The 26716-nt window shown below is 68.7% G+C and carries 25 protein-coding genes and 4 pseudogenes; 17 read left to right on the forward strand and 12 right to left on the reverse strand.

Translation table 11 applies throughout. From position 1 onward, the window contains the following. Window positions 1-196 precede the first annotated feature (196 nt). Complete coding sequence (locus tag E5082_RS32050) at window positions 197-742, forward strand: GNAT family N-acetyltransferase (RefSeq protein WP_135794729.1); 546 nt, start codon at window positions 197-199, stop codon at window positions 740-742. A 426-nt stretch (window positions 743-1168) separates the two neighbouring features. Here E5082_RS32050 and E5082_RS32055 read toward each other — a convergent pair whose 3' ends face one another. Both E5082_RS32055 and E5082_RS32060 read right to left on the reverse strand, forming a co-directional pair. Continuing rightward, window positions 1169-1456 carry a DUF1622 domain-containing protein gene (locus E5082_RS32055; RefSeq protein WP_135794711.1) on the reverse strand — a complete coding sequence of 96 codons (288 nt, stop codon included), beginning with the start codon at window positions 1454-1456 and terminating at the stop codon, window positions 1169-1171. Beyond that, complete coding sequence (locus tag E5082_RS32060) at window positions 1453-1863, reverse strand: DUF1622 domain-containing protein (protein WP_135794712.1); 411 nt, start codon at window positions 1861-1863, stop codon at window positions 1453-1455. Before E5082_RS32060 ends, E5082_RS32055 begins: the two co-directional genes overlap by 4 nt. A gap of 427 nt (window positions 1864-2290) precedes the next feature. Here E5082_RS32060 and E5082_RS32065 point away from each other — a divergent pair, with 427 nt between their 5' ends. Beyond that, window positions 2291-3049 carry an ArsR/SmtB family transcription factor gene (locus E5082_RS32065; protein ID WP_135794730.1) on the forward strand — a complete coding sequence of 253 codons (759 nt, stop codon included), beginning with the start codon at window positions 2291-2293 and terminating at the stop codon, window positions 3047-3049. Between the two features lie 167 nt (window positions 3050-3216). Here E5082_RS32065 and E5082_RS32075 read toward each other — a convergent pair whose 3' ends face one another. After that, window positions 3217-4668 carry a PucR family transcriptional regulator gene (locus E5082_RS32075; RefSeq protein ID WP_135794714.1) on the reverse strand — a complete coding sequence of 484 codons (1452 nt, stop codon included), beginning with the start codon at window positions 4666-4668 and terminating at the stop codon, window positions 3217-3219. Between the two features lie 102 nt (window positions 4669-4770). Between E5082_RS32075 and E5082_RS32080 the strand changes: the two genes are divergently transcribed. The 3 genes from E5082_RS32080 (at window position 4771) to E5082_RS32090 (ending at window position 8244) form a co-directional block, all read left to right on the forward strand. Further along, window positions 4771-6306 (forward strand): purine-cytosine permease family protein, encoded by a 1536-nt coding sequence (locus E5082_RS32080; protein ID WP_135794715.1) that lies wholly within the window; start codon window positions 4771-4773, stop codon window positions 6304-6306. Window positions 6307-6386: 80 nt separating this feature from the next. Further along, window positions 6387-6788, forward strand: a complete 402-nt coding sequence (locus tag E5082_RS32085; protein ID WP_135794716.1) for a nuclear transport factor 2 family protein — start codon at window positions 6387-6389, stop codon at window positions 6786-6788. A gap of 16 nt (window positions 6789-6804) precedes the next feature. Then, a complete protein-coding gene (locus tag E5082_RS32090) occupies window positions 6805-8244 on the forward strand; it encodes a gamma-aminobutyraldehyde dehydrogenase (RefSeq protein ID WP_135794717.1) in 1440 nt (479 codons plus the stop codon). Window positions 8245-8306: 62 nt separating this feature from the next. Here E5082_RS32090 and E5082_RS32095 read toward each other — a convergent pair. The 3 genes and pseudogenes from E5082_RS32095 to E5082_RS32110 all read right to left on the reverse strand — a co-directional run. Then, window positions 8307-8522: pseudogene (locus E5082_RS32095) on the reverse strand (helix-turn-helix domain-containing protein); the annotation flags it as partial. A gap of 92 nt (window positions 8523-8614) precedes the next feature. After that, window positions 8615-9103, reverse strand: coding sequence for a hypothetical protein (locus E5082_RS32100; protein WP_208766271.1), 489 nt, complete (start codon window positions 9101-9103; stop codon window positions 8615-8617). Between the two features lie 845 nt (window positions 9104-9948). Further along, entirely contained in the window at window positions 9949-10686 is a 738-nt protein-coding gene (locus E5082_RS32110) for a flavodoxin family protein (RefSeq protein WP_135794719.1), read from the reverse strand. Between the two features lie 216 nt (window positions 10687-10902). On the opposite strand from E5082_RS32110, the gene E5082_RS32115 reads away from it, so the two are divergent. Continuing rightward, complete coding sequence (locus E5082_RS32115) at window positions 10903-12594, forward strand: acetolactate synthase large subunit (protein ID WP_208766272.1); 1692 nt, start codon at window positions 10903-10905, stop codon at window positions 12592-12594. Window positions 12595-12620: 26 nt separating this feature from the next. Here E5082_RS32115 and E5082_RS33900 read toward each other — a convergent pair whose 3' ends face one another. The 3 genes from E5082_RS33900 to E5082_RS33350 all read right to left on the reverse strand — a co-directional run bounded on the left by E5082_RS33900 (window position 12621) and on the right by E5082_RS33350 (window position 14860). Beyond that, window positions 12621-13517, reverse strand: a complete 897-nt coding sequence (locus tag E5082_RS33900; protein ID WP_135794720.1) for a hypothetical protein — start codon at window positions 13515-13517, stop codon at window positions 12621-12623. Between the two features lie 263 nt (window positions 13518-13780). Further along, a complete protein-coding gene (locus E5082_RS32125) occupies window positions 13781-14308 on the reverse strand; it encodes a hypothetical protein (RefSeq protein WP_135794721.1) in 528 nt (175 codons plus the stop codon). A gap of 351 nt (window positions 14309-14659) precedes the next feature. Next, window positions 14660-14860 (reverse strand): hypothetical protein, encoded by a 201-nt coding sequence (locus tag E5082_RS33350; protein ID WP_244321681.1) that lies wholly within the window; start codon window positions 14858-14860, stop codon window positions 14660-14662. Between the two features lie 463 nt (window positions 14861-15323). Here E5082_RS33350 and E5082_RS32135 point away from each other — a divergent pair. Continuing rightward, a pseudogene (locus E5082_RS32135) lies at window positions 15324-15449 on the forward strand (IS5/IS1182 family transposase); the annotation flags it as partial. 146 nt (window positions 15450-15595) lie between these two features. Here the strand turns inward: E5082_RS32135 and E5082_RS32140 are convergent. Continuing rightward, window positions 15596-15958, reverse strand: coding sequence for a recombinase family protein (locus E5082_RS32140; protein ID WP_244321677.1), 363 nt, complete (start codon window positions 15956-15958; stop codon window positions 15596-15598). A gap of 439 nt (window positions 15959-16397) precedes the next feature. Here E5082_RS32140 and E5082_RS32145 point away from each other — a divergent pair, with 439 nt between their 5' ends. The 3 genes from E5082_RS32145 to E5082_RS32155 are packed head-to-tail and all read left to right on the forward strand — an operon-like array spanning window position 16398 to window position 18718. Continuing rightward, a complete protein-coding gene (locus E5082_RS32145) occupies window positions 16398-17060 on the forward strand; it encodes an alanyl-tRNA editing protein (protein ID WP_244321678.1) in 663 nt (220 codons plus the stop codon). Next, window positions 17060-17638, forward strand: coding sequence for a helix-turn-helix domain-containing protein (locus E5082_RS32150; RefSeq protein ID WP_135794724.1), 579 nt, complete (start codon window positions 17060-17062; stop codon window positions 17636-17638). Before E5082_RS32145 ends, E5082_RS32150 begins: the two co-directional genes overlap by 1 nt. Window positions 17639-17656: 18 nt before the next feature. Further along, window positions 17657-18718: a threonine aldolase family protein gene (locus E5082_RS32155; RefSeq protein WP_135794725.1), complete on the forward strand. Its 1062-nt coding sequence runs from the start codon at window positions 17657-17659 to the stop codon at window positions 18716-18718. Window positions 18719-18785: 67 nt separating this feature from the next. Here E5082_RS32155 and E5082_RS33905 read toward each other — a convergent pair. Then, window positions 18786-19043, reverse strand: a pseudogene (locus E5082_RS33905) (Tn3 family transposase); the annotation flags it as partial. 61 nt (window positions 19044-19104) lie between these two features. Here E5082_RS33905 and E5082_RS32740 point away from each other — a divergent pair. Together E5082_RS32740 and E5082_RS32165 are read left to right on the forward strand one after the other, a co-directional pair. Next, window positions 19105-19509, forward strand: a complete 405-nt coding sequence (locus E5082_RS32740; RefSeq protein ID WP_208766274.1) for a hypothetical protein — start codon at window positions 19105-19107, stop codon at window positions 19507-19509. A gap of 20 nt (window positions 19510-19529) precedes the next feature. Next, window positions 19530-20906 (forward strand): hypothetical protein, encoded by a 1377-nt coding sequence (locus E5082_RS32165; RefSeq protein WP_244321679.1) that lies wholly within the window; start codon window positions 19530-19532, stop codon window positions 20904-20906. A 628-nt stretch (window positions 20907-21534) separates the two neighbouring features. Here E5082_RS32165 and E5082_RS33910 read toward each other — a convergent pair. Then, on the reverse strand, window positions 21535-21696 hold the full coding sequence (locus E5082_RS33910) for a hypothetical protein (RefSeq protein WP_350884838.1): 162 nt from the start codon (window positions 21694-21696) through the stop codon (window positions 21535-21537). Window positions 21697-21933: 237 nt separating this feature from the next. Between E5082_RS33910 and E5082_RS32170 the strand changes: the two genes are divergently transcribed. The 5 genes and pseudogenes from E5082_RS32170 (at window position 21934) to E5082_RS32190 (ending at window position 26019) form a co-directional block, all read left to right on the forward strand. Next, window positions 21934-22875: an NADP-dependent oxidoreductase gene (locus E5082_RS32170; RefSeq protein ID WP_135794734.1), complete on the forward strand. Its 942-nt coding sequence runs from the start codon at window positions 21934-21936 to the stop codon at window positions 22873-22875. 59 nt (window positions 22876-22934) lie between these two features. Then, window positions 22935-23249: pseudogene (locus E5082_RS33915) on the forward strand (helix-turn-helix domain-containing protein); the annotation flags it as partial. Window positions 23250-23348: 99 nt separating this feature from the next. Beyond that, on the forward strand, window positions 23349-24635 hold the full coding sequence (locus tag E5082_RS32180) for an ATP-binding protein (RefSeq protein WP_208766273.1): 1287 nt from the start codon (window positions 23349-23351) through the stop codon (window positions 24633-24635). A 575-nt stretch (window positions 24636-25210) separates the two neighbouring features. After that, window positions 25211-25480, forward strand: a complete 270-nt coding sequence (locus tag E5082_RS32185) for a GlsB/YeaQ/YmgE family stress response membrane protein (RefSeq protein WP_135794726.1) — start codon at window positions 25211-25213, stop codon at window positions 25478-25480. Between the two features lie 293 nt (window positions 25481-25773). After that, window positions 25774-26019 carry a DUF5133 domain-containing protein gene (locus E5082_RS32190; RefSeq protein ID WP_135794727.1) on the forward strand — a complete coding sequence of 82 codons (246 nt, stop codon included), beginning with the start codon at window positions 25774-25776 and terminating at the stop codon, window positions 26017-26019. The last annotated feature ends 697 nt before the right edge of the window (window positions 26020-26716 follow it).

Consider the following 26716-nt stretch of genomic DNA (forward strand, 5'->3'; position numbering starts at 1 on the left):
TCACGCTCAGATCCAGCCATCGGCAGCAAGGTCAACTGCCCGAATGTGCCCGTCTTTCTGCCGTCTTGGAACGCCGCAGGAAGGAGACCCGGAAGATCGACCAGCCGTTGTGCAACAGCCTTTAGGGTCTGTCTCTTTGAAACGTGAGTATCAGTGGTTCGGAGAGCTCGGTCTCTGTGATGTTGGGATGCTCTGCATGAAACAAAGGGTCACGCCCGCTCTCACGCAGATCACAGGGATACACGAGATCTCTTCCAACCTGAGACGTCAGCTCGTCGACTGCTGGATCGCGGTCACGAACACCGGCGGGGCTGCGGGGTTCCCCTTCCCGCCCGTCCGTGACGATGACGTCGAGCCGGCCGCGGACGAACTTCTCAGTCACCTCGACCCATCCCGCAGCCGTCTCCTCGTGGCCAGGTTCGGGGAGGACCTCGCCGGATGGGTCGTCCTCAGGCGTGATCCCTTCCGGCTCGTCGCCCACTGGGGGTCGGTCCACCACCTTCAGACCCATCCGGACTTCCGCGGCCGTGGTGTCGGCTCCGCTCTCATGCGGGAAGTCCGGACGGTTGCCCGTGACGAGCTCGGCCTTGAACAACTGCGTCTCGCGGCCCGGGCGAAAGAAGGGCTGGAGGATTTCTATGGCCACCTTGGATGGCGGGAGGCAGGCCGTTGGCCAAACGCCCTGCGCTTCGCGCCCGACGACACCCGGGACGAGGTCTTGATGCTCCTTGCCCCCCTCTGACCGACCCTGGTAGGCAATGGCAAGCTTGATGCGCTGCTTGTACGTCTCGACTTCGAAGTGAGATCCGGGCGGGGAGCACATCACCCTCCTGCCGCTGCTGGCCGGTCCCCGCACGACGTGATCCCCCCAGTTGGTCCGCGTGTTCCTTGCGACGCCAGCGGTTCGAGAGCCGTGCGGCGCCTCAGGCGATGGTGGCCACGATGAGACCGGCGATGACGTTCTCGATGCTGTTGTTCATGGGCATGCCTCCCGGGGGCGTCGCCCGGCGGGGGGCCGGGCGCCCGGGGCAGCGTCAGCGTTCCGGCACACGCACGTCCTGATCATTCCCGAGCGGTCAGGGCCTTGGTGCTGCGAACCCCGTTGCTGCGCTCGTGACCGGGGCGGCGGACTGGTGGCGCACCGGCCAAGACGGCGACATGAAAGTCGTCATCGGCCGGGGCTCAGCGGCCGGGCTCCACCCGGGGTGGTCCGGTTCGCGCTCGACAGGTGGAGGGAGGCGCCGAGGAGCTTGCGCAGCGCGATCACGGCGGCTGCCACGATGGTGCTGTCCCACGACGGTTCGCCGGCGAGCCGGAGCAGGCCGGCTGCGGTCAGGAAGTCCAGCAGCACGGCCAGGGCCGCTCGCACGGAGTGCGTCAGGCGCCAGGCCGCTGCCGCGGCGACGAGGCCCAGCCCGGTGATCAGCACAGCCCCCGCCTGGAGCCACGCGTTCACGTCGGCAGGCCCTTGGCGCGAGGCGGGGGTGTCGTCTCGCTCCGTTCGATCTCGGCCCGTTCCTGGGCGATCTCCCGGCCGAGGAAGTAGTTCAGCGCGGTCCGGATGGCCGCGATGGCTGCCAACTGGCCGATCTCGGCGAAGCTCGGCGCGACGGCCGTGCGCAGCACGTCCCCGGCGAGCTGGAATTCCAAGCCCAGGACCAGGAACTGCCCCAGGCTCAACCTGATCCGGTTGAACCCTGCCACCTTGCCGCGCCCGCGCAGGCCTGCGCGTACGAACTGCACGAACGCCCACACGGCGCCGATGAAGATGATCAGCGCGCCCGCGGACTCGATCAGTCTGACGAGCAGGCCGATCGCATCGCGCAAGGTCGACTCTGGAAGCGTTTCCACCGACAGGATCATGCAGGTGTCGTTACCCTTCGCGGAGCCGACGACGCCCTTTGTCCGCGACGATGCCACCGGGGAGTGATCCCGCAAGGCCGCGAGGCCATGCCTGGTCGTCAGGGCCGACCACTGACGCACGGACGGCGTCAGGCGGGCGGGGCCGGCTGTTCGGGGAGGACGATGATGCGGCTGCCGCTTTCGTTGCGGAGTCATCCCCACCATGGCGGGCCTGATCATCGCGGCCGGCAACGGCTTGAGCCCGAACCTGTGGCGCGCGGTACGGGCGCTTGGACCGACGCCGAGATGAATCCCATGGAAGCGACGGCTGTCCTGCTCGCGAAACTCTGAAGCCGACCCGGAACCAGTACACAAACGCGGCATCGTGAGCGCGGCCCGCCTTGACATGCAGGCATTTACCTGCATTACTGAAGGGGTGAGCAGCGAGATGGATCGGGTCTTCAAGGCCCTGGCCGATCCGACCAGGCGGTTCTTGCTGGACAAGCTGCGCGAGAACAACGGCCGGACGCTGGGCGAGCTGTGCGAGAGCGTGCAGATGGCCCGGCAGTCACTGACCCAGCATCTCGGGGTGCTGGAGGCCGCCCACCTCGTCAGCACGGTCCGCAGGGGCCGCGAGAAGTTGCACTACCTCAACCCCGTACCGCTCCACGAGATCCAGGAGCGCTGGATCAGCGCCTTCGACCAGCCACGGCTGGACGCGCTGAGCGCACTGAAACAGAAAGCAGAGACCGCCATGAGCGCCGAGAACGAGCCGCGCCCCGAGTTCGTCCACACCACCTACATCGCCGCCACCCCGGAGAAGGTCTGGGAGTACCTCATGGACCCCGAGGCGACGGCGGCGTACTGGTTCCACCACAACGTCTCCGACTGGCAGCCCGGCTCCCCCTGGGCGCACCGCCGTCTGGACGAGTCCGGCATCGACGACGTCGTCGGCACCGTGGTCGAGGCTGACGCGCCGCGCCGCCTGGTGCTGACCTGGGCCGGCCCCGACGAGGAGCGTCCTCACGGCCCGTCCCGGGTGACGTTCGAGCTCAAGCCGTACGGCGACACCGTCCAGCTCACCGTCACGCACGTCAACCTGCGCGACGAGCAGGAGCTGCGCCAGATCTCGGGCGGCTGGAGCTTCGTCCTGTCCAACCTCAAGACGTATGCCGAGACGGGCCAGGCCCTGTCGATCCCGGCCTGAGCAGCCGTCGGCCGGGGACGGCCGCCCTCGGCACCGCGTGCGTCAGCAGCGTCACGTTGCTGAAGACCTCGTGTGGATCCGACCCAGCGGCCAGCAACCGGGCCAGGGCCTCAGCATCCTCCTGCTCGACCGCTTGATGCGCAGACCACTCCCCCACCCTGGCTTGTTCAGTCGGTGAGGCCCAGCGCCCCCGCTGCCTGAATCGCCAGCCAGACCTCGGCCAGGGCCTCCGTCGATGTCAGATCACGGTCGGCAAGAGCACCGAAACGGCGCAGCCGGTAGGCCAGGGTGTTGGGATGGATGTGGAGCGCCGCCGCAGCCGTCTCGGTACGGCGGTCGCGTTCCATCCACGTGCGGGCGGAGACAAGCAACCGCGAATCATGGGCTTCGTCATAGCGCAGCACTTCGCCGAGCACATGCTCGACCAGTGCGGCCAGGGCAGCGGGGTCGTCCGGCAACCACCGACCCGTCGAGTCATCACCGTAATGGACGACGGGGCGGCCCGACTCCACGGCCTTGCCCACCGCCCACAGCGCCTCGCGCTGGGCGACTTTCAGCGCGGCGCCCGGCCGGAAGGGGCGGCTGATCCCGGCTGCCACGGCGGGCAACCCACCGATGGCCGCTGCCAGTTCCGGTGCCCCCAGGACGTAGCGGTCCTCACCTCGGGTGAGCAGCAGATGGGGTTGGTCCTGCAGACAGGACAGCAGCGCCTCGTCGGTGGTGTGGCGCACCACGAGGAGTACGGTGTCCCCCTCGATCGCGTGCCGGGCGAGCCGGCGGCGCGCCACCTCCGGGTCGAGCACCTCCTGCAGTAGTTCGGCCAGTGTCTCCGCGCCCTCGCGGCGCAGCGTCTCGCGCTCGTTGCGTACCATCGCCAGCCGCAGCGCCGCCACCGTGGCAATGTGCTGGACGACGGCGAGTCCCGCGGGCTGGGCGCCCTGACGCTCGTATGCGACCAGGAAGCCCGCCGGGCCGCCGGGTGCGGGCACCGGGAGGACGAATCCGCCGGGGACCGTCGGCGGGGCGTCGATGGAAGCGGGCAGGACAGCGCGATCCGGCACGGGAACGCCGGGCAGGAGCGGGTGGCCCTGGGGTGTGCAGAGATAGACGTCGTAACCCGACAGGGCTTCGAGACGGCGCAGAAGTGTCGGCATGTCGAGATCCTCGGCGACCAGCCAGCGCAGCGCGCCGAAGACCTGGAGCTGCGCGCCCAGCCGGTGCCGGGCGTCCTCCTGGGCCGCGGCCGCGACTTCCTGGGCGACCGCGATGAACGGGACGGCGAGCGGCACTTCGAGGACCGGGAAGCCCCGCTCCTCCGCCGCCTGAAAGAACGCATCGTGCAGCGGGGGCATGTGCAGCTGCGCGGAGAGGGCGAGAGCGGATACCCCGGCGTCGTCCAGCCGCTCCAGGTAGGCGCGCTGTCCGGCCGCAGTACGGGGGACCGCCAGACCCGCCGTCATGATCACCTCGGCGCCCATCAGCCAGGGCGTCGGATCGGCAAGCTCGCTTGCGTGCGCCCAGGAGACGGACCGGTCCAGACCGGCGCTGCCGGCCTTCACGGAGAGCTGGAGCGCCGGGAAGGAGAGCAAATCGCCGACGGTGAGTTTGTTGTCTGCCACATAAAACAGCGTACGGCTCTGTGGCAAACACAATTGTCGCTGGTCATCCGCAGGCCCCAGACTTTCACCCTCGCCCCTGCATGACCGGAAGGTGTAGCTCCCATGACGACCTCGGTAACCGAGATAGAGGCCTATGGGGTCGAGCGGATCCCGGACAAGGACCGTTCAGCCCGCCCGATCGATCTGTTCCGGCTCGCCTTCGGCGGTGCCAACACTTTCGCGACCTGTGTGCTGGGCGCCTTCCCGATCCTTTTCGGCCTCTCCTTCTGGCAGGGTCTCGCGGCGACCGCCCTCGGTCTCGTGGCGGGTGCGCTCCTACTGGCCCCGATGGCGCTGTTCGGCCCCGCCAACGGCACCAACAACGCTGTCTCCTCCTCCGCACACCTGGGCGTGCACGGCCGGGTCGTCGGCTCGTTCCTCTCCCTGCTCACCGCCATCGCGTTCTTCTCGATCTCGGTGTGGTCCTCGGGGGACGCGCTCGTCGGTGGCGCGCACCGGCTCGTCCACGTCCCCGAGTCGGACGTGACCTACGGCATCGCGTACGCGCTCTTCGCCGGGCTCGTCCTGGTCGTCTGCATCTACGGATTCCGGTTCATGCTGCTGGTCAACAAGATCGCGGTGCTGGCGGCGTCGGCCCTCTTCGTGCTCGGCGCCTTCGCCTTCGCGGGCGACTTCGACCCCGGTTACGCAGGAGCCTTCGCCTCCACGGCCGACCCGCTGTTCTGGCCTTCGTTCATCGGCTCCGCGCTGATCGTGCTCTCCAACCCGGTCTCCTTCGGCGCGTTCCTCGGTGACTGGTCCCGCTACATCCCGGCCGGGGCTCCGCGCCGCCGGGTGATGGGGGCCGCGTTCCTCGCCCAGATCGCCACCCTGCTGCCGTTCCTCTTCGGCCTGGCCACCGCGTCGATCATCGCGTCGAAGGCCGAGAAGTACGTCGACCCCGCCGCCCCCAACTACGTGGGCGGACTGCTCGCGATCTCACCGGGCTGGTACTTCCTGCCGCTCTGCCTGATCGCCCTGATCGGCGGCCTCTCCACCGGCACGACGTCCCTGTACGGCACGGGGCTCGACTTCTCCAGCGTCTTTACGCGCTTCAGCCGCGTCCAGGCCACCGTCTTCATCGGCGTCCTGTCCATCGCGTTCATCTTCGCCGGCCGCTTCGCGCTCAACCTCGCGCAGTCCATCTCCACCTTCGCCACGCTGATCATCACCTGCACCGCACCGTGGATGATCGTCATGACGCTCGGTTATGTCACCCGGCGCGGCTGGTACGACGCGGAGGCACTGCAGGTCTTCAACCGCCGCCAACGCGGCGGCCGCTACTGGTTCACGCACGGCTGGAACTGGCGCGGCATGTCCACCTGGCTCGTCTCCGCCGTCGTGGCGCTCCTCTTCACCAACCTGCCCGGCCAGTTCGTCGGCCCGCTCGGCGATCTCGCGGGCGGCACCGACATCTCGCTGCTGGTCGGCCTCACCCTCGCGGTCGTGCTCTACCTCGCCCTGCTTGCTGTGTTCCCCGAACCGCGCGCCGTGTACGGGCCGGCCGGACCCCGATTCGTGCGGGCGTCGGATGCCCCGGTGCCACCGATCACCGGCGGCGCCGAGGAGACCGTGACCGAACCCGCCGTGTCCTACTGAGGTCTTGCCGTCACCTTCCGTAACCGAACGCCTGGCGTTCCGGCCCCCGAGCGCCGAACGCCCGTGACCAGGAGCCGTACATGAGCACCACCACTGTCCAGGAGGTCCGGACCGCCGCGGACGCGCTTGTCGCCGCCTTCGCCGAGGGCCGTCTGGACGACTACTTCGGCGCCTTCGCCCCCGACGCGACCTTCGTCTTCCACACCACCCCGCAGCGGCTCGGCTCCACGGCCGAGTACCGGGCGCTGTGGCAGCAGTGGGTGGAACAGGACGGCTTCCGGATCCTCGGCTGCACTTCGTCCGCACAGCTGATCCAGCACTTCGGCGACACGGCCGTCTTCAGTCACGACGTCGAAACCCGGATCGCCACCCATACCAGCCAGGAGACGGTTCACGAACGGGAGACCATCGTCTTCACCCGCGCCGACGACGGCCGCTGGGTCGCCGTGCACGAGCACCTGTCCGCCCGTACCGCCGTCTGACCAGGAGAGACGTTCCATGAGCACCACCTTCCGCAACTACATCGACGGTGCGTTCGCGGACGCCTCGGACGGCCGCACGCTCGACGTGGTGGACCCCACCACTGGTGACGTCTACGCGACCTCCCCGCTCTCGGGGGCCGCGGACGTGGACGCTGCGATGGCGGCCGCGGCCTCGGCGTTCCCCATCTGGCGCGACACCACACCGTCCGTACGGCAGCGCGCACTGTTGAAGATCGCCGACGCGATGGAGGCACGGGCCGACGAACTGGTCGCCGCGGAGAGCCGGGACACCGGCAAGCCGCTCCACCTCACCCGCAGTGAGGAACTCGCCCCCGCGATCGACCAGATCCGCTTCTTCGCGGGCGCGGCGCGCATGCTGGAGGGCCGCTCGGCCGGCGAGTACATGGAGGGAATGACCTCTATCATCCGCCGCGAGCCGGTCGGTGTGTGCGCCCAGGTCGCGCCATGGAACTACCCTCTGCTGATGGCGGTGTGGAAGTTCGCCCCGGCGCTCGCGGCGGGCAACGCCGTGGTCCTCAAGCCCTCGGACACCACCCCGGCCTCCACCATTCTGATCGCCGAGATCATCGGCGGCGTCCTGGAGGAGCTGGCACTGCCCCGCGGAATCTTCAATGTGGTCTGCGGTGACCGTGAGACCGGCCGTCTGATGGTGGAGCACCCGACCCCCGCGATGGCGTCCATCACCGGTTCGGTACGTGCCGGCATCCAGGTCGCCCAGAGCGCCTCCAAGGACGTCAAGCGGGTCCACCTGGAACTCGGAGGCAAGGCCCCGGCGGTGATCTTCGAGGACGCCGACCTGGCGAAGGCGGTCGAGGACCTGGTGATCGGCGGCTTCTTCAACGCCGGGCAGGACTGCACGGCCGCGACCCGCGTCCTGGTCCACGAGTCGGTCCACGACGAGTTCGTCGCCGCCCTCGCCAAAGCCGCGGCCGACACCAGGACCGGGCTGCCGGACGACGAGGACGTGCTGTACGGACCGCTGAACAACGCGGGCCAGCTCGCCCAGGTCAGCGGGTTCATCGAGCGCCTCCCCGAGCACGCCAGGATCGAGACCGGCGGCCACCGGGTCGGCGAGCAGGGCTACTTCTACGCCCCGACCGTGGTCTCCGGCCTCCGCCAGGACGACGAGATCATCCAGAACGAGGTCTTCGGCCCGGTCATCACGGTCCAGTCCTTCACGGACGAGGCCCAGGCCGTGCGGTACGCCAACGGTGTCGACTACGCGCTCGCCTCCTCGGTGTGGACCAAGGACCATGCGCGGGCGATGAGGATGTCGAAGAACCTCGACTTCGGCTGCGTATGGATCAACGCCCACATGGCCCTCGTCGCCGAGATGCCGCACGGCGGCTTCAAGAAGTCCGGCTACGGCAAAGACCTCTCCGCATACGGCTTCGAGGACTACACCCGGATCAAGCACGTCATGACGTCGCTCTGACGTCCAGCAATTCGTCGGCCGCCCCGGTCCTGCCCGCAGCGCGAGCAGCGGGCAGGGCAGCGAATGATCCGAGCGGCTGCAGACTTCGACACCCCCGATAGCGGGGCTAACTGCCGCGACGTCAGATTCATGCGCCAATACGCGACCACCAGCAGCACCCGGTCCTCCAGTGGCAACGACCAGTGGCGACCCGGGCGGGACACACCCGCCTCCTCTCGGCGCAGCACCCTGACCAAGGCGCCGAAGGACCGAGGGGACAGTCCCATGAACGGAGCCATCCAAGACGGATCAGACGCCGTGATCACACCAGCCTCGCCAAGCTCGTCTCACACGTGACCAGCGATTCCGGGACAGCCTTGAGGAATGGCAATCAGGCACGGCCGTTGTAGTAGAGGACATCCCAATGGCTGCCCTCGCGCGCGTAGATGTTCCCGGCGGGCGACTTGTAGAGCTTCGTGCCGTCGCGGCGGGAGCCAGCCCGCTTGAAATGGCTGGGGATGTAGCGGTCCAGGCAGCCGTCACGGCGGGACAGGTCGACCTTGTAGCCCTTGCGGTGGGAGTAGTCGCCGGGACTATGGCCTACCTCGGTTCCGGCGGTGATGACCACACGGCACTTGCTGAGCTTCTTGAAGGCGATGACGCCGGCCACGGTCGCCTTGTTGATGTTGGTGAAGGAAGTGCACCCCCTCATGTTCCAGTCGGCGCAGTTCTTGCTCGACGTCCACGAGATGCCGGCCTTGCGGAACTGAGCCGCCGCGTCGTTGTGCCGGGCGTACTTCGCCGGAGACGCCTCCGCCACCCCAGTCAACAGCACCGATCCCATCGCGGCGACGGCCAGCGTGGACCACACCTTATTCATACGCACTCCTCCAACAGGTTCACGCGCTTACGCGCAGCCAAGATCCACTGGGCATGCTCTTGATTTTGGCCATGCGGACAAACGGTTCGTAATCCCTCGCCAGAGTGACATGTGAGCGCTGCGACGTTTCTGCGGCTGACAGGGTAATCCGTGCAGGTCAAATGCGTCTTCAGAGCGTGTCGTTGAAGCCTGCCACCTGGTGCGCACAGTAGGCGCTACCCGCACCCCTCGACGAGAGACCAGGACGGACGGTAAGGGCACTCAGCCGACTGCCCAAACCGGGGATTCGTCCGGGCCCTTGAAGTTCCCGCCGATTCCGTCTCCTAAGGGCTGCCCCGCAAAGGTCTTGGCTCTGAGTACGGAGCAGCCTGAAGAGCCGGTGAGGTGCTCAGCCGGTGGTTCGTGAGGTGTTCAGGGACCGGGCGTAGTCGGCGAGTGTGCGGAAGTCGTTGTCCCGTAGGCCGATCCGCGGGTTGACGTGGTGGAGGAGTCCGGGGCGTTGATGGGACGTCGCCGAAGTCCACGAAGGGAAGTTCCGGCAGAGTGGGACGGCGTCACCCTGTGGGGTCTGCCGCGGCGGCGGAACAGGCCGCGGAGCTTGCCCGGCTCCTGGTCGGGCTCCGGTTCCGGGGGCGTGGCGGCCCGCAGGCAGGCCGCTTCAGCGGCGGGTTCCTTGCGGGCGACGTCGTCGGTGCGGCAGCCGCGTTCCGACTCCTCGAACGGTGAACACATCAGCAGCCCTCCTCCACCACCACGGTAGAGACGAGCAACCCCGTACACGGCCCCAAGCAGCGTCCTCCCAGATCAACCCTTGACCTCAGAAGAACCGCACCCATCGGCATTCGCTACCGGTGCTCGGGGTTCTCGTAGTCGTGGCGGCAGCCGGCGTCCCAGGCGGTTCGCTGGTTGCCGAAGGCCGGGATGCCGCCCAGGTCCTTCAGCGCCCGGGCCAGGTGCAGCAGGTTCCAGGTCATGAAGGTGGTGTTGCGGTTGGTGAAGTCGTTGTCCGGGCCGCCCGATCCGGGGTCGAGGTAGGAAGGGCCGGGGCCCGCCTCGCCGATCCAGCCGGCGTCCGCCTGGGGCGGGATGGTGTAGCCCAAGTGCTGCAGGCTGTAGAGGACATTCATGGCGCAGTGCTTGACGCCGTCCTCGTTGCCGGTGATCAGACAGCCGCCGACGCGGCCGTAATAGGCGTACTGGCCTGCCTCGTTGAGCAGGCTGGAGCAAGCGTACAGACGCTCGATCACCCGCTTCGTCACGGAGCTGTTGTCCCCCAGCCAGATGGGACCGGCCAGCACGAGGATGTCGGCCGCCATCACCTGCCGGTACAGATCCGGCCAGGCGTCCGTCTCCCAGCCGTGCTCCTTCATGTCCGGCCACACGCCGGTGGCGATGTCGTGGTCCACGGCGCGCACGACGTCGACGTGCACACCTTGGCCGGTCATGATGGCGGTGCTCCGGTCGATGAGCCCCTGGGTGTTGCTCGGCTCCGGGGAGCGCTTGAGGGTGCAGTTGATCACCAGGGCGCGCAGGTCGTCGTAACCGGCCGGCGGTGCGTCGGCGGCGGGCGGCGAAGCGGTCACACAATCCTCCCAGAGCCTGCCGCCGCGCGGTGCGACGGCACGTTCACATCCGGGTCCAGCCTGCGAGCCGCACGCGACCGGTGCCAGCGCAACGCCTCCGAACGGCTCCGCCCGTGCTCGCGGCCGGGCCCGATGCCCAGGGTGAAGCCCCACCGGGAACACCCGGCCGGCCCCCGATGACTGGCCGAGGCAGAAGGGCGTGCCTACCGTCCTGTCATGGGCAGCGAGGGCGAGACCGGGTCGCAGAACACGTCAGCTGTGGAGGATGTCGCGCACCTGCTGGTGCGTTGCCTGCGGGCCGAGGGTGTGGAGTACGTCTTCGGGATTCCCGGCGAGGAGAACATCCGGTTCGTCGACGCGCTGAACGGCTCCGGGATCCGCTACGTCCTGGTGCGCCACGAGCAGGCCGCCTCGTTCATGGCGGAGATCTACGGGCGGCTGACCGGCCGGGCCGGAGTGTGCTCGGCGACGCTGGGGCCCGGCGCGATCAACCTGCTGCTGGGCACCGCGGACGCCACGACCAACAGCGCGCCGGTGGTAAGCCTCGCGGCGCAGGGGTCGCTGCGGCGCATCCACAAGGAGTCGCACCAGGTCATCGACCTGGTGTCGATGTACGCTCCGGTCACCCAGTGGGCTGCGCAAATCGAGTGTCCGGACGCGGTGCCGGAGATGACCCGCAAGGCATTCAAGACCGCGCAGAGTGAACGGCCCGGAGCCGTGTTCCTTGCAGTGCCGGAGGACATCGAGGCCGAACGTCCCGCAGAGTCCCTCGCACCCCTGCAGATCGACGTGGTGCACGCCGACGCACCCTCACCCACCGAGATCGCGCGGGCGGCCGAGGTGCTTGCCTCGGCTCGGAACCCCGTCGTGCTGGCGGGCCACGGCGCCGCCAGGGCCCGGGCGTCGGCCGCCCTGGTTCGATTCGCCGAGCGGCTGAACGTCCCGGTCGCGACCACGTTCCACGGCAAGGGCGTCTTCCCCGACGACCACCGGAACGCCCTCGGCGCAGTAGGCTTCATGCGCCATGACTACGGCAACTTCGGCTTCGACGCCGCCGACGTGCTGGTCTGTGTGGGCTACGAGGTCCAGGAGTTCGACCCCGTCAAGATCAACCCGAACGGCGACAAGCGGATCTTGCACGTGCACCGGTTCCCCGCTGAAGTCGACAGCCACTACCCGGTCGCCGTGGGCGTCGAAGGAGACCCGTCACAGGCTCTGGACGCGCTCGCCTCCGCGCTGCCCGAAGGACTCACCTACCGCTCCGAAGGCAGCGCGAAGATCCGCGGGCTGCTCGACGAAGAGCTGCGGTACGGACGCGACAGCGACGCGTTCCCGTTGGTGCCCCAGCGCGTGGTGCACGACGTCCGAGCCGCCCTGGACCGCCACGACGTCGTCCTCGCCGACACCGGGGCAGGAAAGATGTGGATGTCCCGCCTCTACCCCACCTACGAACCGGACACCTGTCTGGTCTCCAACGGCCTTTCGACCATGGGTTTCGCGCTGCCCGGTGCCATCGCCGCCAAGCTCGCCCGGCCGGACCGGCGGGTGCTGGCGGTGATGGGTGACGGCTCGTTCCTCATGAACTCCCAGGAACTGGAGACCGCCGTCCGCGAACGCGTTCCGCTGGTCGTCCTCGTCCTGGTGGACGAGGAGTACGGCCTGATCACTTGGAAGATGGAACTCGAACTCGGCCGCCACAGCCACACCCAGTTCACCAACCCCGACCTGGTCGCGTACGCCGAGAGCTTCGGCGCACGCGGCCACGCCGTCGAAACCGCGGGTCAACTCCTGCCCGTGCTACGCCGTGCCCTCGACGACGACACGGTCTCGGTGATCGCCTGTCCCGTCGACTACTCCGAGAACTTGCGCCTGACCGACAAACTGGGCGAGCTCCACGGTCCGTTCTGACAGAGCGGCCAGGGATTCGGCCATCTTCAGCTTATTGACGGCGCGCTCGACGGTGTTGCGCTCCTTGTACCGGTCCTCGTCGAGCCTGGTGGCGTCCACCGCGTCAGCGCTTGCGCAGGCGGGTGGCCTGGCTCTCCGCCATCTCTGGGATCGCCGGATCCCCCGGCGTCGAAGGTACTGACGGCGGGGCCGTTGCTGTAGGCCTTATCGGCCGCGACGCCGCCCGGCTTCTTGCGGGGCCTGCCCGGCCCGAGGCGAGGAACTCGGATCTTCTCCAGTACCGAGAAGAAGTGGGTGCAGTCCGCGCGTTGACCGGGGGTGACGATCAGGGACAACGGTCGGCAGCGCCCGTCGGCGCTCAGATGGATCTTGCTGGTGAAGCCGCCCCGCGAGCGGCCCAGGCCCTCGCCTCCTGCACCACCTCCACCATGCGGTCGACCAGGCTTTGCCACACGGTCTCGGCCTGGTGTTCTGTCACCTCGTCCCCCTTTGACGTGGCGGGCACGGGAGGGGGATCGGGGCGGGCGCCGGCGGCATGATGGTGCGCGCGCACGCTCGTAGTCGACCGAGATGTCCCAGTCGATGTCGTCAGCCGCGTCCGCCGCGGCCTGGACCTGCTGCAGAAGACGTTCCCAGGTGCCGTCGCAGACCATAGCCGCGTCGGGGAACAGCCACTGTGCGGTGTCCTGCACGGCTTCGGCCTCGTCGAGCGGGGTCAGAGGGGCGGTGACGGGCTGCATTCGGCGGGGGTGCGCGTGGTCGGGAACGTCGGTGAAGTGGCCGAAACCGGTGACGACCGGGACCAGAGCTGGCGTCGGCGTCCGGGGAGAGAGGGTGACGGCGGGGAGTGTCGTCAGCGTGACGGCAAAGCTGTCCAGGACTCGAGTGCCGTCGGTCACGTCTGCCACCAGGCGAATGCTCATGTCACTCTTCACCCGTTTGCGGACCGAGAAAGCACCGGCGGACAGCCGGAGGTGGCGGACTGAGAACACCCCGACGGGCACAGAACCCGCAGGTGGGGATGCTTGTGAAGGTCAGGGATGGCCGCGCGGGCTCCGGATGCCGCGCGCCCGGCATTCCGCACCGGCGGGGCGGGGTGGAGGTGTGCGCCACGCGTGTGGGAGAGACTGGAACCCCGGCCCGATTCCGGCGGGCCGGGGCTCCAGAGGGTGCGCTCGGCTACGGCCTAGTAGTCGTCGTGGTGACGCTTGACCACTCGGAAGCTGGCCACCACACCCTTGTCGATGTCGATGCCCTTGACCCAGCCCGGCTTCACGCCGTAGCTGGAGCTGTGCGGGCCGACGGTGGCGATGGGAGCGCCGTTGTCGCAGACGGCCCCGCGGAAGACCTCGACGGCCTTGCGGCTTTCGTTGCGGATGTTCAGGGTCTTCGCGCCCAGGCCGCTGACCACCGTGATGCAGTCACCGGCGTGAGGGGAGTACGACCGCTCGTTGACCTGGATACGACCCTCGTAGCCGCGCTTGCCCTCGTTGTCGTTGTCGTCCCGGTCGTTGCCCTCGTTGCCCTTGCTGTTGTTGCCCTCATTGCCCTTGCTGTTCCCGCTCTGCCCACTGCCGCCGGTTGCGGCGGCAACCGCGGCCGGGGCCTCCTGGGGCGCCGAGGCGGAGGCGGCCGAGGCGTAGGTGATGCCGGTCGCGGCCAGCGCCGCGGCAGCCGACACAGCGGCGGTGATCACGGTCGAACGAAGCTTCATCTCACGATCTCCTGTCACGCAGAGAGACGCCGACCCGTCGGGCCGACTCGTGAATGAACCTACCTACAGCCGACATGACCGGCATATCGAAAGATTGGGGCTTTAGCTCCGAACGGGGTATTCTTGGATCTTCTCCCTTAACTGACGAGACATCACATCAGAGTCAATTCAGGTCGATTGACATACTATTAGGCTTTTCAGGTGACATGCTGACGCCTCCTCACTCGCGTGATTGCGGCGCGTCGCTGCGGCCCTGATGAACTGAGCCGTGTTAGGCCGTGTATCGAAAGTGCTTCTCGGGGGCGTACGCGCCTTGCGGTGTCAGACAGGAAGAGCCCAAGTCTCTTGTGGTCAGGCTGCCGCTGTCGCGGCGGACCGCCGTTCCGGCCGCGCGATGAGCTGCCAGGCAGCGAGGCCGCCCAGGAGGTAGGCAACGCCGACCGCGAGGAAGGAGACAGCGGCTCCGTGGTCCCAGTCGATGATGGAGTTCAGGCTGACGCCCATGACGGCGATCCCGACCACCACCTGACCTTCGCCGCCTGGGTCCGCCATGAACGCCCGCTACGGATCCGCCGAGACCTTCTCGACCCCGCCTTCGCGGACATCTCCACGGCCACGATCGCGGCACGATGGGGAGTACACGACACCAAACACCTCGGCAGGTCCCTGAAACGCGGGTTCGGCGAATCCGTCAGCGACCTACGCCGCAAGCAAGTGGACTGAGCGGCAGTACGCGCCCGCCGCTCACAGACCGGATCCCACACCGGTCCTCCCGCCTTGATCGGATCGCTGCAGCGACGACGGGGGTCAGGTCTGCCCCATCGCGCTTTCGGTAGAGGGCTGTTGGCCGTGACGGAGCCCACCAGGAAGCCGAATCAGCCCCGGAATGTTCCGTGTTAATGATCTTCTTCGAGCTGGCCACCGATCAGGTGACGGTTCCGAGCGCAACGAGCGTGGCCCCCGAGCTGCTGATCGAGATGTCTGACCGTCTCAACCACGCTGCTCGGGGGCCTCGTTGGTGATCCATCCTGCCGCTCTCGACCTGCCCCATGCACTCGTGGAGTGGGTGACCATGCTCGTCGTCACCCGTGAGGGCGACCGGCGCTGCAAGCTCCGTCCGTCTCGGGCGGCCTTCGAGGCACGCAGTGCGCACGGCTTCGGTCTTCGCGGCTGGGACGGCGGGGCGGCGTCCACTCTTGCTGCCCTTGATCTCGGCCGCGCGTAGCCCGTCGTAGGTCAGCTCGCGCTGGAGTTCGCCGGCGGCGGCGAGGGTCTGCACCAGGAACTTCACGGTGGACAGCAGTTCACCGGTACGCGGGTGGCGGGCGGTGAGGTCCATGGCGGAGAACGCGCCGTCGTGGATGCGCAGGGCGAGCGGTCGCGGTGGACCACGTCGAGCACGTCGAGGATATGCCCGGTGCCGCGCACGAGGCGGAACATCTCGGAGATGTGCACGGTGTCGCCCGGCCGCGCGTATGTCAGCGGCTCGCCGAACTTCGGCCGCTGGAGCGGGTGGAGACGGCTTGAGGTGCCGCCGTCCTCCTCGAAGAAGACGAGCGGGTCCTCGATTCCGGCCTCGTCCAGGACGAGGTTCTGCCGCTGGGTCGACTGCTGGTCGGTCGAGACCCGCTTGTAGATCAAGTTCGCCACCGGACCCCTTCCGCGCGGAGGATCTGTCGGTAAACCCTGTCATCGATCACCATCGGTTCTGATTGGACTCGCGCCGCCGCGAACCCCCGGTTACGCGCGTTCATTGGGCGCGCCGCCGCCCTGTCGTCAAAGGATCGTTTGACGACAGCAACGAAGTAGCAGCGCCCGCCCTGCCTGGCGGCGAGGGCGGGCGGGGGCGGCTGCCCTCCCGAAGCTACGGCGAGGTGACGAGTAGCTCTCTGTGCGGATTGCGGTCGGATCGTTGACTGTGGGCGAGATGCCGGGCCGGGGCGAGTCCGGCCAACAGCGAGGAGCGGTGCGGGCGTTCGTTTTACTGAACGATATGTTCACCAACTCATTCGTTCATTACAGTGAACACGTGGTCCATTCGAGCAAGATGCTTCGGGAAGCTGTCCAGGTCGCCACATACCTGGATGACATGTATCTGGATCAGGCCGACACGCGGGTGATCGCCGTGGGTGAGCGGGGCGGTGCGCCGTGGGCTGCCGTCGAGCACTGCCTGTTCTATCCGCAGGGCGGCGGTCAGCCCGCCGACCGGGGCTGGCTGGATGATGTGGAGGTCATCCCGGTCCGGGACCGGGAGTCGGGGCTGGTCGTGGCGGTGGCGCCCGAGGGCGGCAAGCTGCCGTCCCTCGCGGTGGGGCAGGCGGTGCGGGTGCGGATCGATGTGCAGGCCCGAATGACGCACGCCGCGCTGCACACGGCCGGGCACCTGATCGAGGCGGTCGGACGCCTTCAGGGGTGGGAGATGCTCAGCAACAACCACTTCCCCGGTCAGGCCCGCATCGAGTTCCAGGCGCCCCAGGAAGACGCCCGGCTGGCCGACCCGGAAGGGCGGGAGGAGGCCACCGCCGCGCTGCGAGACGTGGTGGCCGCCGCGATCGCCGACGATCTGCACGTCCTCGCGCGGTACGAGGGTGAGGGGCGGCGCGTGGTGCACCTGGACGCCCTGCACCGCGCGCCGTGCGGCGGCACCCATCTGCGCAGCCTCGGCGACCTGGCCGAGGTGGTCCTGCCGACGCTGAAGGTCAAGAAGGGCCGTATCAAGGTGTCCTACTCCGCCACCCACCGGAGCCACTGATGGCCGCGCCGTCTGGGTCCGGCCGGCAGCCGGTGAGCAGTACCGCGGCCGCGGTCGGTGCGAAGATCCGTCTGCGCCGCCAGCAGCGCGGCATGAGCGCCGCGGAGATGGCCCGGCGCGCCGGGCTGAGCAAGGCCACGCTGTCGCAGCTGGAGGCCGGCAACGGCAATCCGACGATCGACACCCTGGACGCGATCGCTGTCGCGCTGCGCATCCCGATCGCCGACCTGCTGGCGCGCGACGCCGACACGGGGCCGGTCTACCGACCGGGCACGCCCGCCGAACCGGGCGAGGTCGCCCGGGAACTGCTGCGCCGCATCAGCAGCGGCAACAGCCTGGAGATCTGGCGGCTGCGCATCCCGCCCGAGACGGAGCTGGCCGGTGTCCCTCACGCCACCGGCACGATCGAGCACCTGCTCATCGCCTCCGGGCACGTGACCGCCGGGCCGGTCGATGCCCCGCAGGACCTGGGCCCCGGCGACATGCTCGCCTTCGCCGGCGACGCCCCGCACTTCTACCGCACCGGTACCGAGGCGGTGGACATCACCGTCGTCTTCGCCTCACCCATCAGCACCTGAGCCAAGGAAAACCCACCCATGACCACCACCACCGGCGTCATCGGCTCCAACCGGGCCTTCATCAGCGACAACATGGCGGGCGCCTCACCCGAGATAGCGCGGGCCGTCGCCGCGGCGGCGACCGGGCACACTCTGCCCTACGGCAACGACCCCTTCACCGGCAGCGTCCGCCACCAGCTGAGCGAGATTTTCGAACGTGACGTCGACGTCTTCCCGGTATCCACCGGAACCGCCGCGAACTGCCTGGGCCTGGCCGCCCTGACCCCACCCTGGGGCAGCGTGCTGTGCCACCCCGACAGCCACATCAACAACGACGAATGCGGCGCTCCGGAGTTCTTCACCAACGGCGCCAAACTCGTCACCGTCCCCGGCGACGACAGCAAGATCGACCCCGGCGCGCTCCGCGAGGCGGTGCGCCGCAAGGCCGGTGACGTGCACAGCGTGCAGCCTTCCGTGGTGAGCATCAGCCAGGCCACGGAGAGCGGCAGCGTCCACACCCTCGCCGAGATCCGCCGCATAACCGCCATCGCCAAGGACGCGGGACTGCGCGTCCATATGGACGGCGCCCGCTTCGCCAACGCCCTGGACCACCTCGGCGCCACCCCGGCCGAGATGACCTGGAAGACCGGCATCGACGTCCTGTCCTTCGGCGCCACCAAGAACGGTGCGATGACCGCCGACGCCATCGTCTCCTTCGACCCCGCACTGGCCACCGAACTCGCCTTCCGTACCAAGCGCGCCGGCCAGCTCTCCTCCAAGATGCGCTTCCACACAGCCCAGCTCGACGCCTACCTCACCGACGGCCTGTGGCTGCGCAACGCCCGCCAGGCCAACACAATGGCCACCCGGCTCGGCGACGGTCTCAAGGCCGTCCCCGGCACCGAACTCCTGGGCAGCCCGCAGGCCAACATCCTCTTCTGCCGCCTGCCCCAGCAGACAACCGAAGGGCTCCTCGCCGAGAGCTACACCTTCTACCACGACCGCTGGGCACCAGGCATCGTCCGCCTCGTCACCTCCTTCTCCCACACCCCCGAAGACATCGACCAGCTCCTGGACGCGGTCCGCCGCCACACCCGCTGACCACCGGGCCCGGCCCGGTCAGCTCGGGAGAACAGGGCCGCAGCAGCAAGATCTGCCGGGGCGGGGCTTACTCCCCTCCGCCGCCGTCGTCGTCCTCGTCCAGTTCTGGCGCGTCCGGGTCGCGCAGCGGGCGCAGGGGACCGTCGGCCGGGACGCTGGCGGTGAAGCTGTAGCGGCCGAGCAGGTTCAGGTTGCGGTGCTTGAGCGGGGAGAGCCGGGCGATGTCCTCGTCCCGGATCTCGTGGCCCTACGCCTTCAGCTGGGCGACGGCGGCGTCGATGTACTTCGTGGTCTACAGCACGATGGCGTTGAGGAGCAGGCCGAGCATGGTGATGTGCCACCACGCCCGACCGGGGGTGTCGGTGGGACGGTCGATAATGCCGGTCATGGCAGATCGCCGTCCGGTCCTCCGGATCATCAGCTCGGCAGCGCGGGAGTCCCTGAAGCCGCTCGGCCTGGCCCGGCGCGGGCGGTCGCCGCTGTGGATCGATGACCACGAGTGGTGGCTCGGGGTTGTGGAATTCACTCCGCCACGGACCGCCTACCAGGCGCTGCCCCGCTTCACCGCCGCCTTCGACCGCCTCACCCCCGAACAGCGCCGCCGCTTCCGCCGGGCCGTGACCGCCTCCGTCTACGACCTGCACGCCGGAGGACGCTTCCGTGCCGGCATCCGAGGAGCCCGCGGGTTCGCGGAATCTGGCAGGGGTCTGACCGGGAACCCGTCCGCCAGCCTGTACTTCCGGCGTAGAACGAGTGGGTTCCGGCAACTGGTCGATGAGGCCTGTCAGTAGTCGCCCGTACGCTCAGGCCCGTGAACATCGACGATCTTGAATGGCAGTCGCGGACACTCGGCGGAATATCTCCTCGCCTGGTCAGCATGCTCGTGGAGCGGGGTGAGGTGGAGCTGCTGGTTCATGCCGCATCGGAGCGCGGGGAGTGGTTCTGCGCCCAGGCGGCGGCTCGCGAGCTGTCCCGGGCGGGCAAAGCCGAGCGGGCCCTGGGCGTGCTGGAGCCGTTCATCGAGGCTGGGTGGAACCGGGCGCGCTGGGAGAGGGCCGAGGTCCTGCTCGAGGCAGGGAGGGCACAGCAGGCACTGGACGCCGTCCGTCCGGACGAGGAAGGCCTTGCCTCGGAGTGGGTGTGCCACGACTTCGCAGAACTGCTGGCCAAGGCGGGCAGGCTGAACGAAGCGATCACCGTACTCAGGCCGCATCTGGACAGGGAGTGGATTCTGTCCACTCTCGTCGAGCTGACAGAGGGCCAGGGCTGTGATGAGCAGGTCCTGGAGCTGATCGCGCCGCGAGCTCAGCGGGCTCGCAGCGCCCGCGGGGAGGAGCGATGGAATTTCAGCCCCAGTAACGCGCAGGATCTCGAAGTCCAGGTCCTGGAGCGTGCGGGACGGGTCGATGAGGCCGTACGGATGCTTGGGGCAGATATCGCGGCCGGCCACTTCATCGTTCAGAACACGCTGATCGCCTACGCCGAGCTCCTGCGGCGCCACGGGCGCGTGGAGGAGTTGCGTGTGCTGGGCACCGGCGAGCGTGCGGGCGAGACGCTCGCGTACTACGCGCGGGCACTTGAAGACGACGGGCAGGCAGGTGAGGCCGAGGCTGTGCTGCGGCGTTTCATCGCAGCCGCCGAGTATCCGGACCGGTTCCGCTGGCCTCTGATCGAACTGCTGGGCCGCCAAGGTCGGCTCGAGGAAGCCATTGAGGTGGGTCGCCCGACGTTCGATCACCACGATGTCTGCCTTTTCGATGGCGTCATTCACCTGCTGCATGAGGCAGGCCGGCTCGACGATGCCCTTGCGCTCCTCGACGAGAGCAGTGCTGAGTTCGTTGAGGAGCACTCGTCCTGGTTCAGCTCGAACCGGATCTGGCTGCTCGGCGAAGCTGACCGGCACGAGGAGGCCCTCGCCTATGCGAGGACGCTGCCACCGGACACGTACGGCCTGACGGTCAGCAAGGCGTGGATCCTCGATGAGATGGGGCGCGTTGAGGAGGCCCTCGCCCTGCTACGAACGGACACCGAAGTGCGGCCGTCGGAAGTGGCCGAGCTGCTCATCCGGCATGGCCGCGCCGCTGAAGCCATCGCCGGAATGCCCTCCCTCGCCGAACAGCGTGCGGCCAGCCGACGACGTGATGCGGCCGCGCAGGCCGACCGGGGCCCCAACGATCCTCCCTTCTAGAGGGGCGGGCTCCGAGGCGGATGGTGGTCCGGCCAGCGGGCAGGTCCTGCGGGAGCACCTCGGGCAGCAGCCAGGTACCTTCGGCCGCGCGGACCGCCAGCGCGAGTCGCAGCAGCGCGGCCTTGCGGTGGCGGTTCCGGCGGCTCAGCCCCTGTTCGGCGGCGATCTCCTCCAGGACCGTCTGGGCTTTCTCCCACTCGGACGCCGGTCGGCCCGCGACTGCCCGGACCGTGTCCGCGGTCAGAGTCCTGGGGATCGTGAACAGCGGGATCTGCCCCCACGCGTCTGGCTCCAGCACCGCAGGCGGCTGCTTGGCGCCCGCGCGCTGCTGCCTGAGTCTCAGGTTCCACACCTCGCTGGTCCCGCGCGATCGTGATAGACGCCGACCGTCAGCCGGAGATCACGCGGCGGTCCCCCTCGATCGCCAGGGCCCACTCGGCGTCGTCCAGCAGCCGGATCGCGCAGGCACGAGCGGCACAGACCGTCGGAACCTCGGTCAGGGTTTCCACGACGGCGTCAAGAACGCTCCGACCGCACCAGCACTGGAGCCACCGGGACCAAAGGCAAGGTTCCACGGGTGGCGGGTGATCCCGCGTGGGCCTTGCACGCCGGGCAAGGCGGTCGACGGTCAGACGACGGCTGGCTGAACCGTCAAGGTTCCTTCGGCGGTATCGATCGTGGCCTGAGTGCCGAGCGGGATGGTCGGAGGATGCATGCCGTGTCCGGCAGGGAGCCCACCGGGAACGGGAACACCCAGGCGCGTCAGCCGGTGGCGCAGGATGTCGGCGATGCCCCATCCCCCAGGGTTGGATCATGGGCATCCTGGTCCTCCCCCAGCGCCCAGAATCGGCCAGACGATCAGCCTCCGCGTCGCGCACTGCTTCATCGTGCACGGTGGGAAGATCGTGCGCTCGTCTCGGGTCGGACTATGGGGTCGGGCCGCCGAGGCGGTAGGTACCTGCCAAGAATTCTGACCGCCTCGTCCCCGGACAGGCCGACCACGGCAGGTTGGGTGACCATGAACGATATGAACACGATGCGCGCCATCAGCCAGGACGTCCTCGGCGGACCCGAGGTCCTGAAGGAAGTGACGGTGGAGCGGCCCACGCCGCGTCCGAACGAGGTGCTGGTCCGGGTGCGGGCCGCCGGGGTCAACCCGACCGACTGGAAGCACCGGGCGACCGGCGGATTCATCGGCGACCCCCCGTTCGTACTCGGCTGGGACGTCTCCGGCGAGGTCGCCGAGACCGGCATCGGCGTGGCCGCGTTCCGGCCCGGCGACGAGGTCTTCGGCATGCTCCCCTACCCCTTCGGCCACGGCTCGCACGCCGAGTACGTCATCTCCCCGGTCCGGGCCCTGACGCACAAGCCCGCCTCGATCGACCACGTCCAGGCGGGCGCGCTGCCGCTGGTGTCGCTGACGGCGTGGCAGGCGCTGACCGAGCACGCCGGCCTGCGGTCCGGGCAGCGGGTGCTGATCCACGCTGCGGCCGGCGGGGTCGGGCACGTGGCGGTGCAGATCGCCAAGGCGCTCGGCGCGTACGTGATCGGCACGGCGAGCGCGGGCAAGCACGACTTCCTGCGGGAGATCGGCGTGGACGAGCCGGTCGACTACCGGTCCACGGACTTCACGCAGGCGGTGCGGGACGTCGACGTCGTCCTCGACACCCTGGGCGGCGAGACGTCCCTGCGCTCGCTGGAGGTGCTGCGGCCGGGCGGGATCGTGGTGTCGATCGTGCCGTTCGGCGGCCAGGACTTCTTCGACGAGGCCGAGCGGCTCGGGGTGCGGGCGGTGCGGATGCTGGTGGACTCCGACCGGTACGGGATGCAGGAGATCGCCCGCATGGCGGAGGGGGGACAGCTGAAGGCGACGATCGCGGCGACCTTCCCGCTGGCCGAGGCCGCCAGGGCACACGAGCTGGGCGAAACAGGCCGGACGACGGGGAAGCTGGTGCTGGTGGTGGACTAGTGTCACGGCCGTGAAGTTTGCGGCTGAGTCGTGTTGTCAAGGGCCTGCGGGCGCGAGGATTGCGATGCCGCTGGTGGTCTCGCAGCTGGTCCGGTCGATGCGGGGGCCGTGACGCTGCTGCGGGGCGCGACGGGGTGGACGCAGTTCGCAGGGACCGACCGTGGAGTCTGCCGCTGGAGGACCGGGTACTACTGGTCGCGACGTGCTGACGCACAAACTTGACAATGCGCCAGCTCGGCCCACTGTTCGGCCTCTCGAAGTCCGCAGCTGACCGCATCATCGACCACCTCGGGCCCCTGCTCGCGCTCCGGCCCCGGAAGCGGTTAGCGGTCTCGATACGTCGGCGGAACCGGTCGGGATTGGTACCGCGACGGCTGCCGACTGGGGCGCCGGCCACCGCCGCAGCGGTCCGCGCCTCCGCCGAGCACTCCCCCGGGGCTCGGGAGGAGAATGGGACTCCCGGTTCAGGCGAGGTGGTGGCGGTGCCCCCCTGGCATCTGCGCGACTATCACGACGACGATCTCGACCAGGCCATCCAGATCTGGGACCAGAGCCGCCAGGTCGAGGCTGAGTCGGTTTTCCCGGTCTCGGAGGTGATGGCCGCGGCCAAGGCCGGTCAGCCGGCGGTGGTGGCCCTGGTCGGCGACGAGCTGGTGGGCATGGCCGTGGCCCAGGCGGACGGCAGACGGGCGTGGGTCGTCCTGGTGGCGCTGGCCTCCCGCTGGCGTGAGCGCGGGGTCGGCAGCGCGCTCCTGGCCGAGCTGGAGCGTCGGCTGCGTGCCCTGGGGGTGAGGCACGTCAGCGCGCTGCTGCCCGCGGGCGCCGCCGGCACCAAGGCCCTGGAGAACTCCGGTTACCGGCTCCGCGAGGGCCTGACCTACTACGAGAAGCTCGAACCGCCCGGCGCCGACAACGCCGACGTGCTCGCGGCGCTCGGCGGGCGCATGCTGCCCGGCGGGCTCTGGGACGCCATGGCCGGCATGGAGCGGGAGAAGCAGGTCGTCGAGCGCCGTGTCGTGCTGCCGCTGACCGAGCCGGCGCTGGCCGACCGCTACGGTGTGGCCCCGTCCAAGGCGATCATCCTCTTCGGCCCGCCCGGCACCGGTAAGACCAGCTTCGCCAAGGCCGTGGCCTCCCGGCTCGGCTGGCCGTTCGTGGAACTGTTCCCGTCCCGGCTCGCCGCTGACACCAGCGAGGGCCTGGCGGCGGCGCTGCGGGAGGCATTCACGGAGCTGGCCGAGCTGGACTCGGTGCTGCTGTTCATCGACGAGGTGGAGGAGATCGCCGGTGCGCGGTCCGGCAAGGCGGTCGATCCCGGGCACGGGGTGACCAACGAGCTCCTCAAGATCATCCCTGGTTTCCGTGAGCACGACGCCCGGATGCTGGTGTGCGCCACGAACTCGGTACGCTCCCTCGACGCGGCGTTCCTCAGACACGGCCGGTTCGACTACGTCATCCCCATCGGCCCGCCGGACCCGACGGCCCGCGCGGCGATCTGGGCCCGCTACCTCAGGGCGGCCGGCGACGCAGTGGACATCGACCGCCTGGTCGCGGCGAGCGAACTGTTCACCCCGGCCGACATCGAGTTCGCCGCGCGCAAGGGGGCGCAGGCGGCGTTCGAGCGCGAGATCACCGAGCGCGGCGGCCGGCCGGCCGGCACCGACGACTTCATGACGGCCATCGCCGACACCCGGCCGACGCTCACCGCCCGCGCGCTGGAGGAGTTCACCGAGGACATCGGGACGTACAGCCGCCTGTGAGCCGCCCGGCGCGAGGCCACTGGACCGCCGAGCGGTTGGCGCCAGGCGGTCAGCGGTCGGCACAGTCGAGGTGCTGGTAGCTGACTGCATACCTCGGCGACGAGGCTGTCGGCGTCATCAAGCGCACCACCGAGCGTCTCCGGATTGAGGCCCGTCCGGCGAAGCCCGCAGTGGCGCTGGGGAGTTCCCGCAGTCGGGCGATCTCGTCCCGGCAGCCCGCGAGCAGTGCTTCGCCGTCAGGATGCTGCAAGGTGCCTCGCACGGCAGTGTCGGCCAGTTCAAGCGCCTGGGTGCGTGTGGGAGCCACGCTTGCCAAGCGCGGCCGTTCCCGGTGCGTCTTCAGCGAGTTGACGCACTTTCTGTCAGCGAGAGGCCGCTCCAGAGACCTCCTGCGGCGCGCCGGTCACTCGGCCATGCGCCCAGCTCGCGGCCGACTTCGAGGTTCGGCTGTCCACCATTGACCCGCGCGTCGCCCAGACGGTGGAAGTTCTGGCCCCCCACGAGGTTTGACAGTCGCCTCAACGTGCATACGTGGCGTTGACGAAACCTTTATCTGAGCAGCTAGGAGACATGTCATGGGCATCATCGCGTGGATTCTCATTGGCCTGATCGCCGGGTTCATCGCCAAGGCGATCATGCCGGGGAAGGACCCGGGCGGGGTCATCATCACGATCCTGATCGGTATAGCGGGCGGCCTGCTGGGCGGCTTCCTCGGCAAGGTCATCTTCGGTGTCGACTCCATCGATGGTTTCTTCGACCTCTCCACCTGGATCGCGGCCGTCATCGGCTCGGTCATCCTGCTGATCCTCTACCGCGTCATTACCGGCAACCGCCGACGCGCCTGACCGCTCCGTACACCGCAACGCGTTGAACGGCTCCTCCCTCACCTGGGAACGGAGCCGTTCGCCGTGCGTGGGCTCTCCCCCCTCGCGCGAGCACGGAGGCCAGCTCCGTCGCGCTCGAAGGCGCGACGCCGCCTGCACCCGCCGGCCTGACGGACAGCGGTCGTATTGCTCCCTCTGGGCCGGGAATCCCCCGACCGAAAGGTGTAGGCCCCACCCGACGGGGCAGTTGGGAGCAGATGTGATTGCCGATGTCATCGGCGCGTCGTGCCGTTTTATCTGTGGAGGAAACTGCCATGTTGCTGCCGGCCGAGAAGAACCTGCGTGCAGTCATGGCACGCTTCGCCGGCGCACGCATCGACCATGACGCGCTCCCCACCCCCGAGACCAGCCGGAGGCTGGAGGACTCCTCCAACACGCTTTGCGTCATGACCGGCACCCACACCATCAAGGACGCCCTGCGCGCCGCCGACGCAATGCTGGAGCAGTACCGGGCCGACCGCAGCGGCATCACCCGGGCCGAAGAGGCCCTCGCCGCATAAGACGCTCACCCGAGCCGTGCCTCGTACAGTCACCGGTGATCAGGACCAGCTCCTGACAGGACTGGCGCGGGCTGGGGGCCCCGCGTTACTTCGCAAGTGCGTGGGGTCACCCGTCGCCTCTCAGCAGGTCGCAGGGATGCAGTGACCTCTGCAGGGGGGCGTGTCGCAGGGGCCGATTGCCCAAGACGTGTACAGGGCAGGCGGCGCCTCGGCCGGCCCCTTCCATCGGCGGGCGAAGCGCCCCCGTCCCGCTCGGTCAGGACTCAGGATGTGCGGCCGCTTTCAGTGGCCAGCCGTTACCCGTGCACGCGTCGGGAAGGGGCGGAAACCGGTGGCCTTTCACGTCGGTGCTGTACGCGTGGTGCCGCGCACAGTCGCACTCGTAGATCCCCGACTCGGAGACGATCTCCCCGGGGTGATGGGCCTTTGGAGCGTCGCTGTTCATACATCCGGTCTAAGCGCCGGCGGCGGCTTCCGCGAATCGGGGACGCCGAACAGGAACCCTCCTACGGGCGCCTGCACGGCTGGTGGGACCGCGACGTCGAAGACGGCGGCGCGGTCTTCACACTTAGACATCGTTTCTTTTGGCGGCTGGGGTCGTTGTGTTGGTATGACGAGCCTTGCTGAGCGCCTGGTGCCAGATGAGTTGTGGGAGTTGTTCCGGCGGGTGGTGCCGGAGACGGTGGTCATACGGCCA

Source organism: Streptomyces griseoluteus, assembly GCF_004784465.1.
Lineage (GTDB): Bacteria > Actinomycetota > Actinomycetes > Streptomycetales > Streptomycetaceae > Streptomyces > Streptomyces griseoluteus.

What these genes read in the sequence shown, in the direction of transcription:
- E5082_RS32050 (WP_135794729.1), top strand. Translation starts at nt 197, where the DNA reads ATGAAACAAAGGGTCACGCCCGCTCTCACGCAGATCACAGGGATACAC.
- E5082_RS32060 (WP_135794712.1), bottom strand. Translation starts at nt 1,863, where the DNA reads ATGATCCTGTCGGTGGAAACGCTTCCAGAGTCGACCTTGCGCGATGCG.
- E5082_RS32065 (WP_135794730.1), top strand. Translation starts at nt 2,291, where the DNA reads ATGGATCGGGTCTTCAAGGCCCTGGCCGATCCGACCAGGCGGTTCTTG.
- E5082_RS32080 (WP_135794715.1), top strand. Translation starts at nt 4,771, where the DNA reads ATGACGACCTCGGTAACCGAGATAGAGGCCTATGGGGTCGAGCGGATC.
- E5082_RS32085 (WP_135794716.1), top strand. Translation starts at nt 6,387, where the DNA reads ATGAGCACCACCACTGTCCAGGAGGTCCGGACCGCCGCGGACGCGCTT.
- E5082_RS32090 (WP_135794717.1), top strand. Translation starts at nt 6,805, where the DNA reads ATGAGCACCACCTTCCGCAACTACATCGACGGTGCGTTCGCGGACGCC.
- E5082_RS32100 (WP_208766271.1), bottom strand. Translation starts at nt 9,103, where the DNA reads ATGAATAAGGTGTGGTCCACGCTGGCCGTCGCCGCGATGGGATCGGTG.
- E5082_RS32115 (WP_208766272.1), top strand. Translation starts at nt 10,903, where the DNA reads ATGGGCAGCGAGGGCGAGACCGGGTCGCAGAACACGTCAGCTGTGGAG.
- E5082_RS33900 (WP_135794720.1), bottom strand. Translation starts at nt 13,517, where the DNA reads ATGAGCATTCGCCTGGTGGCAGACGTGACCGACGGCACTCGAGTCCTG.
- E5082_RS32125 (WP_135794721.1), bottom strand. Translation starts at nt 14,308, where the DNA reads ATGAAGCTTCGTTCGACCGTGATCACCGCCGCTGTGTCGGCTGCCGCG.
- E5082_RS33350 (WP_244321681.1), bottom strand. Translation starts at nt 14,860, where the DNA reads ATGGCGGACCCAGGCGGCGAAGGTCAGGTGGTGGTCGGGATCGCCGTC.
- E5082_RS32145 (WP_244321678.1), top strand. Translation starts at nt 16,398, where the DNA reads ATGTATCTGGATCAGGCCGACACGCGGGTGATCGCCGTGGGTGAGCGG.
- E5082_RS32150 (WP_135794724.1), top strand. Translation starts at nt 17,060, where the DNA reads ATGGCCGCGCCGTCTGGGTCCGGCCGGCAGCCGGTGAGCAGTACCGCG.
- E5082_RS32155 (WP_135794725.1), top strand. Translation starts at nt 17,657, where the DNA reads ATGACCACCACCACCGGCGTCATCGGCTCCAACCGGGCCTTCATCAGC.
- E5082_RS32740 (WP_208766274.1), top strand. Translation starts at nt 19,105, where the DNA reads ATGGCAGATCGCCGTCCGGTCCTCCGGATCATCAGCTCGGCAGCGCGG.
- E5082_RS32170 (WP_135794734.1), top strand. Translation starts at nt 21,934, where the DNA reads ATGAACACGATGCGCGCCATCAGCCAGGACGTCCTCGGCGGACCCGAG.
- E5082_RS32185 (WP_135794726.1), top strand. Translation starts at nt 25,211, where the DNA reads ATGGGCATCATCGCGTGGATTCTCATTGGCCTGATCGCCGGGTTCATC.
- E5082_RS32190 (WP_135794727.1), top strand. Translation starts at nt 25,774, where the DNA reads ATGTTGCTGCCGGCCGAGAAGAACCTGCGTGCAGTCATGGCACGCTTC.